Source organism: Halotia branconii CENA392 (assembly GCF_029953635.1).
Classification (GTDB): Bacteria; Cyanobacteriota; Cyanobacteriia; order Cyanobacteriales; family Nostocaceae; genus Halotia; species Halotia branconii.
Genome location: NZ_CP124543.1, coordinates 2937914 through 2955834, shown reverse-complemented (window position 1 = coordinate 2955834; position 17921 = coordinate 2937914). Strand labels below are relative to the sequence as shown.

The 17921-nt window shown below is 40.0% G+C and carries 12 protein-coding genes and 1 pseudogene; 10 read left to right on the top strand and 3 right to left on the bottom strand.

Annotated elements, in window-relative coordinates; translation table 11 throughout:
• Positions 1–9: 9 nt before the first annotated feature.
• The 6 genes and pseudogenes from QI031_RS12920 to QI031_RS12895 all read left to right on the top strand — a co-directional run bounded on the left by QI031_RS12920 (position 10) and on the right by QI031_RS12895 (position 5872).
• Positions 10–292: pseudogene (locus tag QI031_RS12920) on the top strand (4a-hydroxytetrahydrobiopterin dehydratase).
• Between the two features lie 359 nt (positions 293–651).
• The gene (locus QI031_RS12915; protein ID WP_281485537.1) at positions 652–2400 is read left to right on the top strand and encodes an iron uptake porin; all 1749 of its coding nucleotides are present in this window, start codon (positions 652–654) and stop codon (positions 2398–2400) included.
• 225 nt (positions 2401–2625) lie between these two features.
• On the top strand, positions 2626–3063 hold the full coding sequence (locus QI031_RS12910) for an RrF2 family transcriptional regulator (protein WP_281485536.1): 438 nt from the start codon (positions 2626–2628) through the stop codon (positions 3061–3063).
• A gap of 59 nt (positions 3064–3122) precedes the next feature.
• Positions 3123–4085, top strand: a complete 963-nt coding sequence (cysK, locus tag QI031_RS12905) for a cysteine synthase A (protein ID WP_281485535.1) — start codon at positions 3123–3125, stop codon at positions 4083–4085.
• 14 nt (positions 4086–4099) lie between these two features.
• The gene (locus QI031_RS12900) at positions 4100–4801 is read left to right on the top strand and encodes a J domain-containing protein (protein WP_281485534.1); all 702 of its coding nucleotides are present in this window, start codon (positions 4100–4102) and stop codon (positions 4799–4801) included.
• Positions 4802–4999: 198 nt separating this feature from the next.
• A complete protein-coding gene (locus QI031_RS12895; protein ID WP_281485533.1) occupies positions 5000–5872 on the top strand; it encodes a 6-carboxytetrahydropterin synthase in 873 nt (290 codons plus the stop codon).
• 96 nt (positions 5873–5968) lie between these two features.
• On the opposite strand, the gene QI031_RS12890 is transcribed toward QI031_RS12895, so the two are convergent.
• Positions 5969–6253, bottom strand: coding sequence for a DUF427 domain-containing protein (locus QI031_RS12890; protein ID WP_281485532.1), 285 nt, complete (start codon positions 6251–6253; stop codon positions 5969–5971).
• 481 nt (positions 6254–6734) lie between these two features.
• Here QI031_RS12890 and sbcC point away from each other — a divergent pair, with 481 nt between their 5' ends.
• On the top strand, positions 6735–9761 hold the full coding sequence (gene sbcC / locus QI031_RS12885; RefSeq protein WP_281485531.1) for an exonuclease subunit SbcC: 3027 nt from the start codon (positions 6735–6737) through the stop codon (positions 9759–9761).
• 600 nt (positions 9762–10361) lie between these two features.
• Positions 10362–12377 (top strand): sensor domain-containing protein, encoded by a 2016-nt coding sequence (locus QI031_RS12880; protein WP_281485530.1) that lies wholly within the window; start codon positions 10362–10364, stop codon positions 12375–12377.
• 182 nt (positions 12378–12559) lie between these two features.
• Here the strand turns inward: QI031_RS12880 and QI031_RS12875 are convergent, their stop codons facing one another.
• Complete coding sequence (locus QI031_RS12875; protein WP_281485529.1) at positions 12560–13930, bottom strand: peptidoglycan-binding domain-containing protein; 1371 nt, start codon at positions 13928–13930, stop codon at positions 12560–12562.
• 250 nt (positions 13931–14180) lie between these two features.
• Here QI031_RS12875 and QI031_RS12870 point away from each other — a divergent pair, with 250 nt between their 5' ends.
• Entirely contained in the window at positions 14181–15860 is a 1680-nt protein-coding gene (locus tag QI031_RS12870; protein ID WP_281485528.1) for a glycosyltransferase family 4 protein, read from the top strand.
• Between the two features lie 4 nt (positions 15861–15864).
• On the opposite strand, the gene QI031_RS12865 is transcribed toward QI031_RS12870, so the two are convergent.
• Positions 15865–16320: a DUF2141 domain-containing protein gene (locus QI031_RS12865; protein ID WP_281486011.1), complete on the bottom strand. Its 456-nt coding sequence runs from the start codon at positions 16318–16320 to the stop codon at positions 15865–15867.
• A gap of 126 nt (positions 16321–16446) precedes the next feature.
• On the opposite strand from QI031_RS12865, the gene QI031_RS12860 reads away from it, so the two are divergent.
• A complete protein-coding gene (locus QI031_RS12860; RefSeq protein WP_281485527.1) occupies positions 16447–17538 on the top strand; it encodes a glycosyltransferase family 4 protein in 1092 nt (363 codons plus the stop codon).
• Positions 17539–17921 lie beyond the last annotated feature (383 nt).

The following is a 17921-nucleotide window of genomic DNA, read 5'->3' as shown; positions in this document are numbered from 1 at the left end:
TTTTTTGATATGGCACAACTATTAAGGGATGCAGAAATCCAAGCACAGGTAAATGGTCTGTCAGGTTGGACAGGTAAAGAATCTAAGTTACAGACCACTGGCAAATTTAAAGATTTTATTGCAGCAACTGGATTTATTAATCTCCTAGTCGAACCTGCTGAGTCGGTGGGACATCACCCAAATTATAGAGATTTCTTATAACAAAGTGAAGATTTTACTTACAAGCCATGATGCAGGTGGGTTGACACAAAGTGATTTTGATATGGCAGCGGTAATTTCTCAAATCAACTAAACCCGATTTCGTTTTACCAGCTCTAAGTATCTATATTGATGGGAAGTTCAAAAAGCTTTAACCATACTCATAACTAAAACAGATCAGTGATTCTATGTGACAGTTAATTAGGCGATCGCTAAGATGTTGCCATCTACTTCAAATAGCTTATAATGATATGCTATAAAGCTATGTTTTTGCATAAGTTAATTACATCGATTTTTAATACTAAATTGATCATTTATTAGCTTCGCAAAAACTAAAATTGTAATAGTGGCAACTAGAACCTCATCGATAGATTTCCTACAGATGTCGCATTTTTGAGAAAATAGGTGCAGCGAAAACAATTATCTATACAAGGTGTGAGGAGAAAAGGAAAGATGTCTAATCTATTGTGGAAAGCCCTGGTAGTTAGCCCAGCAGTTTTGGGAGCAACATTGTTAGTTTCAGCAACAGCAATTGCGGCTCCAAGTACCACCAAAGAAGTATCAACAACAGAAGCACCAGCTGTAACGGAATTTGGCTTAAGTTCAGAAGTTCTGGCTCAAGCAACTCCAGCAGCTAACGATGCCAAAGTAATAGATCAAGTTAATCGCTATAGCGAAGAAGGCAAAGAAAATACTTCTTTGTCTCAAGTTACATCGGTATCACAATTTTCCGATGTCCAACCGACCGATTGGGCATTCCAAGCATTGCAGTCCCTGGTTGAACGCTACGGTTGTATTGCTGGGTATCCAAATGGTACTTATCGCGGTAATCGCGCTTTAACTCGTTATGAATTTGCCGCTGGTTTAAATGCTTGTTTGGATCGGGTTAATGAATTGATTGCCACAGCTACCGCTGACTTGGTGACAAAGCAAGATTTGGCTACCTTGCAGCGTTTGCAAGAAGAATTTTCCGCAGAATTGGCAACCCTACGCGGTCGGGTAGATTCTTTAGAAGCTCGTACTGCTGAATTGGAAGCGAATCAGTTCTCCACCACTACCAAGCTAGTTGGTGAAGCAATTTTTGCTGTCACTGATGTTTTTGGCGACAACACTGGCGACGTTAACAACACCGTCTTCCAAGATAGAGTACGTTTAGGCTTGCAAACCAGCTTCACTGGTAGAGACTTGTTGACCACTCGTTTGGCTGCTGGTAATGCAACACCGTTTGATATCAGAGACACCAACGATGTTACTCTTCCCAGTGCTGAAGGCACTCAAACTTTCCAAATCGGTAGTACTGGCAACAATAGCGTTGAGATAGACCGACTGACCTACGAAGCTCCTATTGGCCCAGCTCAAGTTTACCTTGCTGCTGCTGGTGGTCGTCACAGCCATTATGCTGCGGTTAATAACCCTTACTTTTTCGACAAAACTGATGGCGGTAACGGCGCTTTGTCTGCCTTTTCTGCTGAAAGCCCCATCTATCGGATTGGTGGTGGTGCCGGTATAGCGCTAAATATACCTTTTGGTCAAGGCGGCGGTATCCTCAGACCAAGTTCAGCTACTATAGGTTACTTGGCTAATGAAGCCGATAGTCCTGGTGCTGGCGAAGGTGTATTCAATGGTAACTATGCTGCTTTAGGTCAATTGAATTTTAGCCTTGGCGATCGCATAGGTTTGGCTGCGACTTATGTTCACGCATACAATGGAGAAGGTAGTGCTTTATACGATTCGGGCTTAGGTCTAACTAACAGTGCTGGCGCTCCAGTTGGTGTGGTAGGTACTCAACAAGCGAACGTTCTACCAAACTCAGCTTCTAGCAATTCCTATGGTTTGTCAGCGGCGTTTAGACCAAGTGAAAAACTTTCTGTAAGTGGCTTTGTAGCCTATACTGACGTTATAGGTTCCGGTGCTGGTGATGATTTTGAATCTTGGACTTACGGTGCTGGTGTTGCCTTAGCTGATGTTGGCAAAAGAGGTAACGTGTTAGGTGTTTTCGCTGGTGCAGTACCTTATTCTCTAAACAGAACAGGTTTTGCCGGCAGTGGAGATGTACCTTACCAAATTGAAGGCTTCTACAAGTATCGCGTGTCTGATAACGTTTCCATCACTCCTGGTGTGATTTATTTGACATCTCCTAATCAAAATAGCGACAACGATGATGCTATTATCGGTACTCTTAGAACAACCTTTACCTTCTAGAGATTTCTTGAGCATCGAAAATTTATTTACAGTTTGAAACTCTATTTTTCCCCGTCATTTGACGGGGTTTTTTGTTTTTGGTATAGGTAATCAGCAAACACCAGTGGAGAACCGGAGTATACTAAATAAAGGATGAAGTAAAGAAAATTTTTATTTCCTAGCTTTGACAATTCATCTTAAATTCTCTAGCCTTCATCCTCTATTCTTCATCCTTAACTGCTGCTTGTGGAACTATCGTGCAAATCTGAATACGCAATTCTGGCCTTACTAGAGATGGCAACTCATCATGAAAGCGGTGAACCAATGCAAATTCGCCAAATTGCCGCACAACAAGACATACCCGACCGCTATTTAGAACAGCTTTTAGCAACCTTGAGGCGCGGAGGTATAGTTAAAAGTCAACGTGGGTCAAAAGGTGGCTATTTATTAGCGCGAGAACCTTGGAAGATTACTCTATTACAAGTTTTAGAATGTTTAGAAGGCTCAGATATGCAAGCTAGTAAGGATAAAATTAATCCTAAAAGTTTAGATAGTTCTGTCATAGAAGACATCTGGCAAGAAGCACGTCAAGCAGCAAACTCTGTGTTGCAAAAATATACACTTCAAGAATTGCGTGAAAAGCGAGATTCTCGGCAGCAGTTGGATATTATGTATTACATTTAGTCAATAGTATAAAAGTTTTTGATCATTGACTTCATAACTCTAATAACAAAGGAATAATTATGCGGATTGCTCGTAACGTTACAGAACTTATTGGTTATACACCTTTAGTACAGTTAAATCGCATACCCCAACAAGAAGGATGTGTGGCTCAAATTGTTGTGAAATTAGAAAGTATGAACCCGTCCGCATCAGTCAAAGATCGGATTGGGGTAAGCATGATTAATGCCGCCGAAGCAGAAGAGCTAATCACTCCTCAGAAAACGGTATTGGTAGAACCAACTTCTGGAAATACAGGCATAGCCCTAGCAATGGCAGCAGCAGCGAAGGGTTATAGGTTGATTTTAACTATGCCGGAAACGATGAGTGGGGAGCGCCGGGCTATGTTGCGGGCTTATGGAGCTGAATTAGAGCTAACACCGGGAATTGAAGGCATGAGTGGGGCAATTCGCCGGGCCCAGGAAATAGTTGACAGTACACCACACTCTTATATGTTGCAGCAGTTTCGTAATCCGGCGAATACAAAAGTGCATCGGGAAACTACAGCAGAGGAAATTTGGGAAGATACCGATGGACAGGTAGACATGATTGTGGCAGGGATCGGTACAGGTGGTACGATCACTGGTGTAGCGGAAGTTATTAAAGCGCGTAAGCCTAGTTTTAGGGCGATCGCAGTTGAACCAGCCAATAGCCCAGTGTTATCTGGGGGACGACCAGGGCCACACAAAATTCAAGGAATTGGTGCTGGGTTTATTCCTCAAGTGTTACAAGTTAAATTAATTGATGAAGTAATTGTTGTCACTGACGAAGAAGCGATCGCTTATGGTCGGCGTTTGGCACGAGAAGAAGGGCTATTATCTGGCATTTCTAGCGGAGCAGCTTTATGTGCTGCCATTCGCGTTGCCCAACGTCCAGAAAATGAGGGACGCTTAATTGTGATGATTCAGCCTAGTTTTGGAGAAAGGTATTTGAGTACACCGTTATTTCAAGACTTAGAAACAAAGGTAGCCGCTAGCATCAGCTAACGATAATTAGATGAATGGTAGATTATAAGCAAGATTCTAACCACTACAAAACTCTCAAAGTTAGTCCTCATGCCAGCCAAGCGGAGATTAAACAAGCTTATCGTCGCTTGGTTAAGTTGTTTCATCCTGACAGCAATCAAGAAACATCAGATAAAGAGCAAACTATCCAGATTAATGCTGCATACGAGGTTTTAGGGGATAATCAAAGCCGCCTTAGTTACGATCAGCAATTGCGAGATGATTCTCAAAAATTGAATAGCGATCGCCAGCAGCGCGCAGCTGCGGCTCAACAAAGTTATAAAGCCAGACGACAGACAGGAAAAGATGCAGATGAACAAGTTGAAGAATGGCTGCGTATAGTTTATCAACCAGTCAATCGCTTGCTTTGTGGCATTATTTATTCCCTAGAAGAACAAATGGAGCAGTTAGCAGCTGATCCCTTTGATGATGAATTATTAGATGAATTTCAGGAATATTTACAGATTTGTCGAGATGAACTCAAACAAGCCCAACTAACTTTTCGTTCTCGACCAAATCCCCCCAGTCTGGCGAGAACAGCAGCTCACATTTACTATACCCTTAGTCAAGTAGGTGATGGCTTGGATGAGTTGGGTTACTTCCCTTTGAATTATGATGAGCGTTATTTGCACACAGGGCAAGAACTATTTCGCATAGCCACAAGATTGCATTGCGAAGCACAAGTATCTGTTAAGTAGTTAGAAGTAAACTGACAACTGACCACACTTCGACTACGCGGCAGTTGAATCTCGACTTCGCTCGATTGCCGCGCAGCGCCGCACTGAGCCTGTCGAAATGTCGAAACTCAGTGCATCGCTGACCACTGACAAACAAATTAGTTTATGCTGGAAACAGTGAAAGATTAAGAAAATTTAAATTTTGTTTCCAGAGTACTCATGCAATGCATTGTAAATCGCCGCGCTCAGTTTTCGGCAAGTCATCGTTATTGGTTGCCAGAACTGAGTGAAGCTGAGAATATTGAAAAATTTGGTGCTTGCTTCAAATTTCCTGGACACGGACATAATTATGTCTTATTTATCTCCATAGCCGGAGAATTAGATAAATATGGCATGGTGTTGAACTTGTCCGATGTCAAACAAGTAATCAAGCGCGAAGTTACAAGCCAATTAGACTTTTCTTATCTCAATGATGTTTGGGTAGAATTTCAACAAACTCTGCCTACTACTGAAAATATTGCACGGGTTATTTGGCAAAGGTTAGCACCGCACTTGCCTTTAGTCCGCGTGCAGTTGTTTGAACATCCTGAACTTTGGGCAGATTATATGGGAAATGGAATGGAAGCTTATCTTACTGTCAGTACTCACTTTAGCGCCGCCCATCGGCTGGCTCATTCTCAGCTGAATAACGAAGAGAATTACGAGATTTACGGTAAGTGCGCTCGTCCTAACGGTCATGGTCACAACTACCATTTAGAAGTTAGTGTCAAAGGTGAAATTGATCCGCGCACTGGCATGATTGTTGATTTGGGTGCTTTGAACCAAGCAATAGAAGATTATGTATTGGAGCCGTTCGATCACACCTTTTTAAACAAAGACATTCCTTACTTTGCCGAAGTTGTACCCACTGCTGAAAATATTGCACTTTACATTAGTAATTTACTGCGATCGCCTATCCAAGAATTGGGAGCTACACTTTACAAAGTAAAATTGATTGAAAGTCCGAATAACTCCTGCGAAATTTACTGTACAGACTTAGAATCAGATACCGCAAGTTTAGGGCAACAAAAACCAGTTTTAGCGCGGATTTAGTGCTTTTTGTGCTAAATATCTCTTGTTTTTTCTCAGCGTTCTCAGCGCCTCTGTGGTTAAAGAATAAACCGCAGAGGCGCTGAGGACACAGAGGTTTTAAACCTCGACTTTTACACCTTTCCAGAAGGCGATGTAACCTTCGATATTCTTAGCTTTTTCCTTGGCGGTGGGATAGTACCACGCAGCGTCATTGTTGACTTGGCCGTCAACTTCGATACTGTAGTAATTAGCGACACCTTTCCAAGGACAAGTACTGTGAGTGTTACTTTCTTGGAAATACTGCTTGTTAATGGCATCAGCTGGAAAATAATGATTGCCTTCTACAACTACGGTGTTGTCGCTCTCGGCTAAAACAGTTCCATTCCAAATAGCTTTCGGCATAAGTTGAGATTCCAAATAAAGTTCATATATAACATTTTGACACTTCTGTTATTTCTTGACTTGGGTTTATCGAAACCTGAAACTCTTAATGATGCCATAACAAATACAAGTTTGTAGTCGGGACTTTAATGCTGAAAAGATTTACTACAAGCTGTGATACCAGTTTTTCATGAAGATGGACTAAATTTTTTAATTACGAACCGCCAAGAGCGCCAAGAACGCCAAGGAAGAAAATGCAAGTTTATAGATAATTGGTATGAGTATATTTGAAATTTAAGTTTGCTTATCCATAAGATTTAAATTTTTCTCTGAAGATTGGCAAAATAATTTGCCTAAGGTGAAAAAGTAGAGCAAAATATTGTTAATTTTCGTAAAATTGCGGTGTTCAAGACTAGAATACTGATATTTACCTAGCTAAACTATCAAAGAGTGCATCTGTACTGCTTAGTTAATCAAACGTAGACGTGGCGCTATAGCCTCAATGATCCCAGTACAACTTATTCTTAAAAACTTTCTCAGTTATCGTGATGCAAGTTTAGATTTTTGCGGTTTGCATACGGCTTGTATTTGTGGTTCTAATGGTGCAGGTAAATCTTCTCTTCTTGAAGCAATGACATGGGCAGTTTGGGGCGAAAGCCGCGCCGCTGCTGAAGACGATGTTATCCATTCTGGTGCAAAAGAAGTTCGGGTTGATTTTACTTTCCGAAGTAATCAGCAAAAATATCGAATCATTCGCACTCGAATGCGGGGTGCTACTGGCGTTCTAGAATTTCAAATAGAAACACCTTCTGGGTTTCGCGCCCTGACTGGCAAAGGGGTAAGGGCAACACAAGATGCGATTTTAGAACACATCAAGCTGGATTATGATACTTTTATTAACTCTGCTTATTTGCGTCAAGGCCGTGCCGATGAATTTATGCTTAAGCGCCCCAGCGAACGCAAAGAAATTTTAGCAGAGTTGTTAAAACTCAATCAGTACGATGATTTGGAAGAACGGGCTAAAGAATCATCACGCCAGTTCAAAGCGAGGGCTGAGGAATTAGGGCGTTGTTTGGAATCGAGCAAAATTCAACTACAACAACGTGAAGTAACACATACCCAAAGAGCAGAGTTAGAAGCCCAGCTTAACCAACTCCAACAAGTACAAGCTTTTGATAATATCAAATTACAAAGTTTGCAAGTTGTTCAGCACCAGCGCCAAACAAAAGTAGAACAACTCAGCTTTGTTAAGCAACAATATCAGAATTTAAGTCAAGATTGCGATCGCCTGCAACAAGAACACTCAGCAGTTAAAAGTCAAATTTCCGGTCTAGAAGCCATCTTAAACCAAGAAGCAGAAATTAAAAACGGCTACGCTCAATACCAAAATCTACAATCTCAAGAAGAAGCTTTTGCCACTAAATTTGAGGAACACACCCGCGCTACAGCGTTGCGTCAACAAAAGCAACAACAACTAACCAAACAAATTCACGAAATTGAACGCCAACTGCAACAAGTCCAAGGACAACTAGAAGCATTGCAGCAGCAAGAGCAAGAAATTCAGCATACTCTCAGTAAATCAACTGAGGTGGAAGCTGCTTTAGCCCAAGTTGCTGTCGCGCGTCGCCGTGTGGCTCATTTAGATGAACTGCAAATGCAAGTTAGTCCTCTATTACAACAGCGGCAAAATTTACAAAGCCAAATCGATAGGGTTCATGCTGGTTTGATTGCACGGCTAGAACAGCTACAAACGACAGAGAACCAACTGCAAAGTTCTTCACGCCGCCAACCACAACTGCAACAAGCAGTGATGGAAGTGGGAATGCAGATTGATCAAATGGAAAAAGACCGAGTTTATCTGCAACGAGTCCAAGAAAAAGGCCAGGAAAGACGGCACTTTATCGAACGTCTACAAGCTCAACAACGAGAGTATGAAAAACTATTGGGAGAACTAGATCAAAAACTGCAAATGCTTCGTAACCCCGATGCGATTTGTCCCTTGTGTGAGCGTCCTTTGGATGAGCATCACTGGAATCGGGTAGCAGAAAAAACTAAAACTGAGTACCAAGATACTGAAGGGCAGTTGTGGGTATTCCGAGAACAAATGGCAGTTTCAGATCGAGAAATTCAGTTATTGAGGCAAGAATACCGAGAAATTTCCCAAAAATTGGCAGTTTATGATTCTCTTAGAGAACAAAGAGGACAATTAGCAGCACAACTGCAATCTACAAGTGATGCTGAACAACAACTGCAACAACTAGCGGCGGAAAAGCAACATTTAGAGCGATCGCTACAAGTCGGTGATTATGCACCTGATAAACAAGCTCAATTGCAGCAACTAGATCAATATCTGCAACAACTCAATTACAATGAACAAGACCATGCTCTAGCTCGTAGTGAAGTCGAACGCTGGCGATGGGCAGAAATTAAACAAGGGCAAATTAAAGATGCTACTAAGCGACAAACTCAAATAGCTAGCCGTAAGCCAGAATTACAAGCAACTATTGCCCAATTAAAAAACAGAATCCAGCAAGAACAAATTGATTCTGATTGTGCTAGAGAAATTACTGAATTGACGCGTTATATTGGCGAAATCAACTATAGTTTAGAGCAGCATAATAACCTGCGCCAAGCTGTACGCCAAGCTCAATCTTGGCAGCTGCGTTATCAACAAATGTTGTCAGCCCAGCAGCAATATCCCCAACTCCAAGGGAGATTGCAAGATTTAGAAACCTCCAGAAATGCAAGATTAAATGAGCGACAACAACTTGCAACTCAAATTGATCATATTACCCAACAGCTAGCCGAAACAGCCAATCCAACTGAGCAAATTCAAGCTTTAGAACAGCAGTTGGCAACCCGCAGACGGCAACTTGATGAACAAATAGCCAATTTAGGACGTTTAGAACAACTAGCTCATCAACTGGAAACCCTACAAATTCAGTATGAGCAACAACAACAGCAATTACAATCTTGTAAACGACAATACCGAATTTATCAGGAATTAACTCAAGCTTTTGGTAAAAATGGTATTCAGGCTTTGATGATTGAGAATGTGTTACCACAACTGGAAGCAGAGACGAATCAATTACTTTCACGCCTCAGTGCTAACCAATTACATGTACAATTCGTTACCCAAAAAGCGGGACGGAGTGGTACTTCTAAGAGGAAAAATGCCAAGTTAATAGACACTTTAGATATTTTAATTGCCGATGCCAGAGGAACGCGAGCTTATGAAACTTACTCTGGTGGAGAAGCATTTAGAATTAACTTTGCCATCCGTTTAGCTTTAGCGAAATTATTAGCACAAAGGGCGGGAGCAGCATTGCAATTATTGATTATAGATGAAGGGTTTGGTACGCAGGATGCTGAAGGATGCGATCGCCTGATTGCCGCAATCAATGCGATCGCCTGTGATTTCGCCTGTATACTCACTGTTACCCACATGCCCCACCTCAAAGAAGCTTTTCAAGCCCGGATTGAAGTAAATAAAACTCAGCAAGGTTCACAATTACATTTGCTAATTTAACCGATATCTCGGTTTGTCATAGTTTTATGACATTTGTTACTACTGATGATTGTAGTTTTTACATAAAACACTTCATAACTTATGTGTTTTTAAACACTAAAAAATATTGCCATATAAATTATAATAATAGGCTCATAGTCTTATACATTATGGGCTTTATTGTGATGAGCAAAGCTAAATTATCTCAAATAACACTTATACTTAAGTATAAAATTAAGGAAAAACCTTTTGTAAGGAATATACTCCCTTAACATTTTGTAACCATACTGAGTGTTAATTAAATATAAAGATTGAAAAAGTCAAACCAACTAAGAGTTTTAATATGAAATGTTAAGAAAATTTAAAATGTCATAATAAATACCTCTTAGGACAAACTTAATAAAATATTTGGTTTTTGACTAAAAATTACTTCTTGTAAAGTTTTATACTCCATAAAATCTATGAAAACTTCAGATTCCAGTTGATATCAAAATGTCAACAAAAATCTTGGCTTAATTCAAGAGAAATATTTCAACTAAGTTGAAATTACCTGAGCAACTAAATCAAATTTTTGATTATTAAACAAAAAAATACACTCTATCGACGATAGCAGAGACTACCATGATACTTCTGATGGTTGGTTTATTTACCTGCTTAGGCGTAAATTTAATTGTCTTATGTATTTCAAATACTCTTTTAGCGAAACTCAAAAATATACCTGTGCTTGAGCATCATATTCCCTACTATCTAACCATAGGATTACAGGGTGTTTTATCAATTCTGGTACTACCAGTAATCAGTAAAGTTGATTTTGTGGACTTTATCGGCTTTGATACCTCTACAGAATTAAGATTTTGGAGAGTAACAGAATTTTCATTTTTACAAGTTGCAGCCAGTCTACTTGCCTTATTACATGAACGTTTATTATTAGAAAAACAAAACTTTGTCTCTCAACTAGAAAATAGCGTTCGAGAACAAACTACCGAATTACGTCAAGGGATTGCTGAACGCAAACAATTACAAGCACAATTAGATAAGTCTCTCGCTTTACAAAAGGCAATATTAGAATCTACTGCGGATGGTATTTTAATAATTGATCATCAAGGTCATGTTGCAGGCTTTAATCAAAACTTTGTGCAGATGTGGCAGATTCCTGAAGCATTATTAAATTCAGGTAATCTCAAAAAAGTACAGAGAATAGCTTTGAAACAGCTAAACAATCCTCGAAAGTACCTAGCCACAATTAGAAAATTATATCTTCAACCAGATACAGAAATTAATGATGCGATCGCCTTAAAAAATGGCAGCATATTCAACTATCATTCTCAACCGCAGCGCATTAACGGTAGAATCGTCGGCAGAATTTGGAGCTTTCGTGATATTACTAATCACAAGTTAGCAAAAAGTATAACCCAGCATCAAGCTTTATATCATGTCAGAAATCAATATCAAAAACTTCATCCCCTTGTGGGTGAAGTTTTCGGGCATAGGGAACTTGTACTGACTTGTGCTGAGCGTAGTCGAAGTAGCGTAGCCGAAGTATGGGGAATGGGGCATGGTGAGGCAGCGCTGTGTTCGTGTAGCGTCTCACAGAGAAAAGAAGTGCCTCGCGCGGGTTCCCCAACCCAGGTAACTGCGTTCGTCGCAGGCGTTCTCGAAGAGTATCCGCAGGAGGAAGAATTTACCAATGCCCTATACCCTATACCCCAAGCGGCGGTAGGAGCAACCTTGACCACCCATGAAGGGATGGAGTTTCCCGCCGCTTTCAATGAATTTTATCACTCAGATATAAATTCCCAGACTTCAAAATTGTTAATCTTGAAAAATAGCTTACAGTATGCTTTAGAACGACAAGAATTGAAAGTTTTTTACCAACCACAGGTGAATATCACCACAGGTAAAATTGCCAAAATGGAAGCACTGCTACGTTGGCAACATCCTCAATTAGGTTTAATTCCTCCAGAAACATTTATCCCCATTGCTGAAGAAACGGGACTAATTGTAGCAATTGGTGAATGGGCTTTACGCACTGCTTGCGCTCAAAATAAAGTTTGGCAGGATATTCTGAATTTACCAACATTAAAAGTAGCTGTTAATATCTCTGCACAGCAATTTCAACAACTAAATTTAGTCAAGATGGTGACTGAAATATTGTCAGAAACCCAAATGAATCCTTATAGTTTGGATTTAGAAATCACCGAAAGTAGTGCCATGCAAAATGTTACTTTAACTAAGGAAATTTTGATAAAATTACGTAATCTGGGTATCTCTATTTCTATAGATGATTTTGGTACAGGGTATTGTTCTCTCAGCTATCTGAAAAATTTTCCTATCCACTGTTTAAAAATTGACAAGTCTTTTGTGTGTGGGCTGATTCATGAAACTAATCAAGCAGCTATAATAACTGCGATCATTACTTTAGCGCATAGTCTTAATCTTACAGTTGTGGCTGAAGGTGTAGAAACTGAAGAGCAATGCAATTTACTACGAATTTTGCAATGTGAACTCATGCAAGGATATTTATTTAGCTGTCCGTTATCGGTAGAAGATGCCACAAAATTACTACGAAAGTCTTCTACTCAAAAAGTTAATAGTTCTTGTTTAAGTAAAAAAACACCAATAAAGATAACTATTTAAGCTCATCCCACCCCTGGAAGGGGCGGGATTTCGTGTCAGTGGTCAGTAGTCAGTTGTTTTTGCTACTGACCACTGACCACTGACTACTGACACTTTACGGTGGCGGGGCGACTATTCCTCCCACTCCTTGAAGAAGTGGGCTTCCCGCCGCCTTTTGGTGACAACTTTTCACCTAATAAAAATCAAAAGTATTCTACCCGTGCATCTAAACCATTAGAGCGTAACATTTGAGAGACGCGTTCTGCTGATTCGCGATCGCCATAAGCTCCAGCATTGATATAATTCCCTAAACTCGATTGTTCTGAAACAGCATAAGGTACATACAGGCGTACTCTATTAAGAATATCGTTATCGTTAAACGGTACTACTACTACATAGCGGTTATTTTGATAACTATAGACGACAGATGAACCAGTATTGATAGGTGGCGCTACTGTGATATACCCGTTATTTTGATAACTATTTATCCCTGTCGCATATTTATTTTCCCAAACTCTACGTACTGCCTCTAAGACTTCTACATCTGCATTGCCATCGGCATAAAGTCTATTATCTCGTTGAAATCGAGCGATCGCATCCCTGGTTAAAGGGCCAACAGTACCAGTAGGATTAGTATTAAAATATCCCAAATCCCGTAAATATTGTTGTAAATCTCTCACTTGCGAGGCTGCGATATTACCTCCGGTGGGAAATCGAGAGTAACCCAAGAGTGCATCCCAAGTTTGTTGATTTGCAATCCCAGTGGCAGATATACCAGCTTGTCTTTGAAAGGCAATTACAGAATCTTTAGTGATGCGTCTAAAATTACCAGTGGGTTGAGCATTAAAATAGCCTAACTCTCGCAAACGCTGTTGTAGTCTTGTAACTGCTGCGCCACTACTACCTTCTGAAAGTATAGGATATTCACCACCTTCACCAATATTATTTGGTCTTTGGTTACTCAAAATTGCTTGTATAGTTCTAGTACCGACAATCCCATCAGCAGCAATGCCATTAGCTCGTTGTAATCGGATTACTGCTTGCTGAGTTTGTGGCCCAAAATAGCCTGTGCTAGGGCCGTTAAAGTAGCGTAATCGCCGCAAATCTTGTTGTAGTTTAGATACCGCTGCACCTCTACTACCTACTCGTAATCCGTTACTGTTATTTACACTAGAAATTCTACTTTGACACGCTCGCTGTAAAGCTTGTTGAGTACTAGCGCCTACAATCCCATCAGCAGTTAGTCTATTAGCTTGCTGAAATCTCATCACCGATGTCTTAGTTAAGGTAGCAAATTTACCTGTCACTGGGCCGTTGAAGTAGCCTAACTTTTTTAAACACCTCTGGGTGTTTCCTACTTGAGTACCACTACTTCCTGGTTTTTGGAGTGCTAAAGTTTGTCCTGCTACACTCAAAAGTCCTATAGTCAGTGCTACTGATAAAAGACGCATTGCAGCAACACTAGATAGCTTTTGCCACTGCAAAAATTTTAAATTGACTCGGATAGGAATAATTTCAATATTTTCGGATACTTCGTATACTGAGGCCAAATGAGAATAAACAATAGCTTCCATCTTTTTCTAGCAATTTTTTTAAAGGGTGATATAAAAATTATGGGTATCGGTTACTTTTAACTGGTAAAGAACTTGCAAATCTTGGCAAGGAATTAAGCTACCACCAAAAATTTATTGCTTTTCCCAATCTCCAGTCTCCAATCCCTTGGAATTACTTGCTACAAAGTTATGACTACAAGAAAATATACCACTTTAAATCTAGTAAGTTAAGTTTTTGAGCTATTCTTTACGCCGTCTTAAAATGCAGCTTATGAACAACACCGCCGCAATTTTATACAAAAGAGATGGTTACGATACTTCTGGGAATAGACTGTTAGGTCGTCAGGCTGCGGGTGAAGGTTTTCTTAAAGCCTTAGTTCAGTATGGGACAAATGATTATCTATACTGTTATGCAGATAGCCAACCAGAATTTGTGGAATTTTGCGATCGCATTCAACCTTGGATGAAACGTCCTCGTCAAGTAAAATGGCTACCTACGAGCAATCCTCACACTCTTGCACAAGCAGGGACAATTTATCAGCCTGATCCGTTACTCTCCAAACTTGCCTGGAATAGAAGATATTTTGATCAGCAAGGATATAGTATTTGTGGAGTAACTCATACGATTGCCAGTACAGGAGTTATGGGTGGTGTTGGCGATTTGCTAATTGCTCCTGTTCAGCCGTGGGATGCTTTGATTTGTACTTCTGTGGCAGTTAAGACTGCGATTGAACGTCTGCTTGATACTTGGGCTGAATATTTAGCTCAACGTATAGGCGCTAAACCTCATATTAATATTCAATTACCAATTATTCCTTTGGGTGTTGATTGTGACGCTTTTGATCAAGGCGATAATACTCCAAATATCAGAAAAAGTCTGCGTCAAATACTAAATATCTCTGAAGATGACATTGTTGTGCTATTCGTAGGCAGATTGTGCTTTTATGCCAAAGCACATCCTATACCAATGTATTTGGCTTTGGAAAAAGCAGCACAAGCAACTAAAGCTAAAATTCATTTTGTGCAAGCTGGCTGGTTTGAAGATCAAAGAGAAGAAGTTAGTTTTAAAGAAAGTACTCAAATATTTTGTCCATCAGTTAATTGTATTTTTGTTGATGGACGCAAACCAGAAATTCGTTCAGGAATCTGGTCTATTGCCGATATTTTTCTTTCTTTAGTAGATAATATTCAAGAAACTTTTGGACTAACGCCTATTGAAGCGATGGCGGCTGGTTTACCTGTAATTGTCTCAGATTGGGATGGTTATCAAGAATCTGTGCGTCATGAAGTTGATGGTTTACGGATTCCGACTATGATGCCTCCGCTTGGGTCTGGATTGGATTTAGGCTCTGCATATTTGAGTGATAACTTAAATTACAGTTCTTATATTGCTCATTCATCAATGGTAATTGCTGTTGATATTGATGCAGCATCAACAGCGTTAATAAAGTTAATTGCTAATCCTGAAATGATAAGGCGCTTAGGAGAAAACGGACGACAACGTGCTAGGCAAACTTATGATTGGCAAGTTGTAATTGCAGCTTATGAAGAATTGTGGCAGGAGTTAGCCACCATTCGCAATACTGCAACCATGTCTGCACCAGTACTACGAAATAGTCCGCCTGTACCTTTATGTGATGATCCTTTTAGATTGTTTGCCCATTACACCCCAATAAAGCCAACTCCAGATTTAATTTTAGGACTAGGTAGTATGGCTACACCAGAAAATTTACAGCAACTTAGGCAAAACTGGATGACTAATTTTGGTACAGACAGAAGAAGCACAAATTCTACTATAGATGAAATTTTAACTGCGATCGCCCAACATGGTGCAGTCTCAATTGAGACAATTCTCAATCAACATCCAAATCTTTCTTCTACAGAATTACTTCGTACTGTGATGTATTTGCTGAAATTTGATGTTTTGCGCGTAGAAAATTTGCCTTCGTAAAGTACTAAAAATATTTCAATTGAATTTGGATATTAGTGTTTGGCCCTGCTACCAAAATAGCAGCATCGCTAAACTTGGGCGCACTCGTGCGAACTTCTGGATTTCTAGAAAATCCGAAGCCTTCGATAGGCATTCCTAGATCATTACGATTGAGATTAAGGTCACTATTTTGATCGTGCATCACAGCAACGGCGTAATTACCTGCTTTTAAGTTATCAAAGGTAACTTTCAAGGAAGTATCGTTAATTTTAGTACATTGCCTTTGTAAGATGCGATCACGGTTATTAGGAAATCCTTGACTACTAGCAAATATACTGGTGCAGACTTGCCCTACTTTGTTTCTCAATCCATCAATTTCTACTGTAAGTTTGCCGTTGAGATTTGCTTTAGCGGTCAATGACCATGCCAGATTTCCTATCACAGCAAGTAACAATACGCTAGATTTCAATCCTTTGCTCATAATATTTTTAGGAGTGTCAAAATTGTCAAAATTAGGATAATCTAAGTTGGCCATTATTCTGAGTTTCCCAAGCGATCGCTTGCTAGTCAAAAGTATCTACCCAATTGTTCATACTACTCCTTGCAGATGAGTACTTCTACGAAACTTTTAAAATTACTTTTTATTTCTACTCCTGTGGGACACCTTGGTAGTGGACTCGGAGGCGGCGTGGAATTGAGCTTGTATAATGTAGCACAAGAAATGATCAGGCGGGGTCATCAACTGCAAATCGTGGCTCCTGCCGATTCTACTGGAAATAATCTGCCCTTAGTACAGATTCCTGGTAATTTACAAATCATTGCTCAAAGTCAGTCACGCACAGCCCCCATCAACATGCCAGAAAACTCTGTGCTGGCGAATATGTGGGATTATGCTCGTCAAGTCCAAAATAATTATGACTTGATTGTGAACTTTGCTTACGATTGGTTGCCATTTTATCTCACACCTTTTTTTGACTGTCCCATCGCCCACTTAGTCAGCATGGGGTCACTGAGTAACGCTTTAGACGCAATTATTAAACAAATAGCAAGTCAGTTTCCTGGTACGATTGGCTTTCATACTCAAACACAAGCGGAAACTTTCGCGCTTAAGCAACAGTGTCCCATACTCAGTAATGGTATTGATTTATCGTTATATAATTTTTGCACTCAACCAAAACACCAATTAGCTTGGGTAGGTAGAATTGCCCCAGAAAAAGGTTTAGAAGATGCAGTAGCAGCATCGCAGATTACAAACATTCCCCTGAAAATTATGGGGAAAATCCAAGATGATTTATACTGGCAAAAAATTTGTCAAGATTATCCCAATGCACCTTGGGAATATCTAGGATTTTTATCGACAAATCAAATGCAGCAAGTAGTACGAGAGTGTAAAGCATCATTAATGACACCTCATTGGATAGAAGCATTTGGAAATGTCGCAATTGAAAGTTTGGCTTGTGGAGTGCCAGTGATTTGTTATCGTCGGGGTGGTCCAGTAGAAATTATCCAAGATAGCAAAACTGGCTTTTTAGTAGAACCTGATAGTGTTACTGGTTTAGTTAATGCGATCGCTCGTTTGGATGAAATTAACCGCTATACCTGTCGTCACCAAGCAGAAACAGAATTTTCTCTTTCAGCATTAGGCGATCGCTTTGAAAAATGGTTTTACTCAGTGACTCTTGATAAAATACTTCTCTAGAAAAAAGCATATTTGTTATCTAACAAACAATAGTTTATCGCACTATTACTATATATTGAGGTATAGCTTTTCTCAATAAACCTTGTATAGATTATGGCGAGTAGCGCTGTCATATTTTCCTAATGGGAGTGTGACTGATGTGCCTACTCGCCTTTTTCAGTATTCACGTTTCATAGAGGTAGTAAAGAATTTGTATACATAGGACTCTGATTTGATTTGTGAACAAAACTCAGTCTATTCCTATTGTCTTTTCCCTGTTGCCTGTTACATCATGTTCGCTTAATTAGTTATGATTCCGGGCATCTATGCAAAAATATTAAAAATCTCTTTCCCCCTGCTCCCTGCTCCCTGCCCCCCTGCGGTCTTAATGATAAGCCTTTTAC

What these genes read in the sequence shown, in the direction of transcription:
- QI031_RS12860 (WP_281485527.1), top strand. Translation starts at nt 16,447, where the DNA reads ATGAGTACTTCTACGAAACTTTTAAAATTACTTTTTATTTCTACTCCT.
- QI031_RS12875 (WP_281485529.1), bottom strand. Translation starts at nt 13,930, where the DNA reads ATGGAAGCTATTGTTTATTCTCATTTGGCCTCAGTATACGAAGTATCC.
- QI031_RS12870 (WP_281485528.1), top strand. Translation starts at nt 14,181, where the DNA reads ATGAACAACACCGCCGCAATTTTATACAAAAGAGATGGTTACGATACT.
- QI031_RS12880 (WP_281485530.1), top strand. Translation starts at nt 10,362, where the DNA reads ATGATACTTCTGATGGTTGGTTTATTTACCTGCTTAGGCGTAAATTTA.
- QI031_RS12865 (WP_281486011.1), bottom strand. Translation starts at nt 16,320, where the DNA reads ATGAGCAAAGGATTGAAATCTAGCGTATTGTTACTTGCTGTGATAGGA.
- cysK (WP_281485535.1), top strand. Translation starts at nt 3,123, where the DNA reads ATGCGGATTGCTCGTAACGTTACAGAACTTATTGGTTATACACCTTTA.
- sbcC (WP_281485531.1), top strand. Translation starts at nt 6,735, where the DNA reads ATGATCCCAGTACAACTTATTCTTAAAAACTTTCTCAGTTATCGTGAT.
- QI031_RS12900 (WP_281485534.1), top strand. Translation starts at nt 4,100, where the DNA reads ATGGTAGATTATAAGCAAGATTCTAACCACTACAAAACTCTCAAAGTT.
- QI031_RS12890 (WP_281485532.1), bottom strand. Translation starts at nt 6,253, where the DNA reads ATGCCGAAAGCTATTTGGAATGGAACTGTTTTAGCCGAGAGCGACAAC.
- QI031_RS12895 (WP_281485533.1), top strand. Translation starts at nt 5,000, where the DNA reads ATGCAATGCATTGTAAATCGCCGCGCTCAGTTTTCGGCAAGTCATCGT.
- QI031_RS12915 (WP_281485537.1), top strand. Translation starts at nt 652, where the DNA reads ATGTCTAATCTATTGTGGAAAGCCCTGGTAGTTAGCCCAGCAGTTTTG.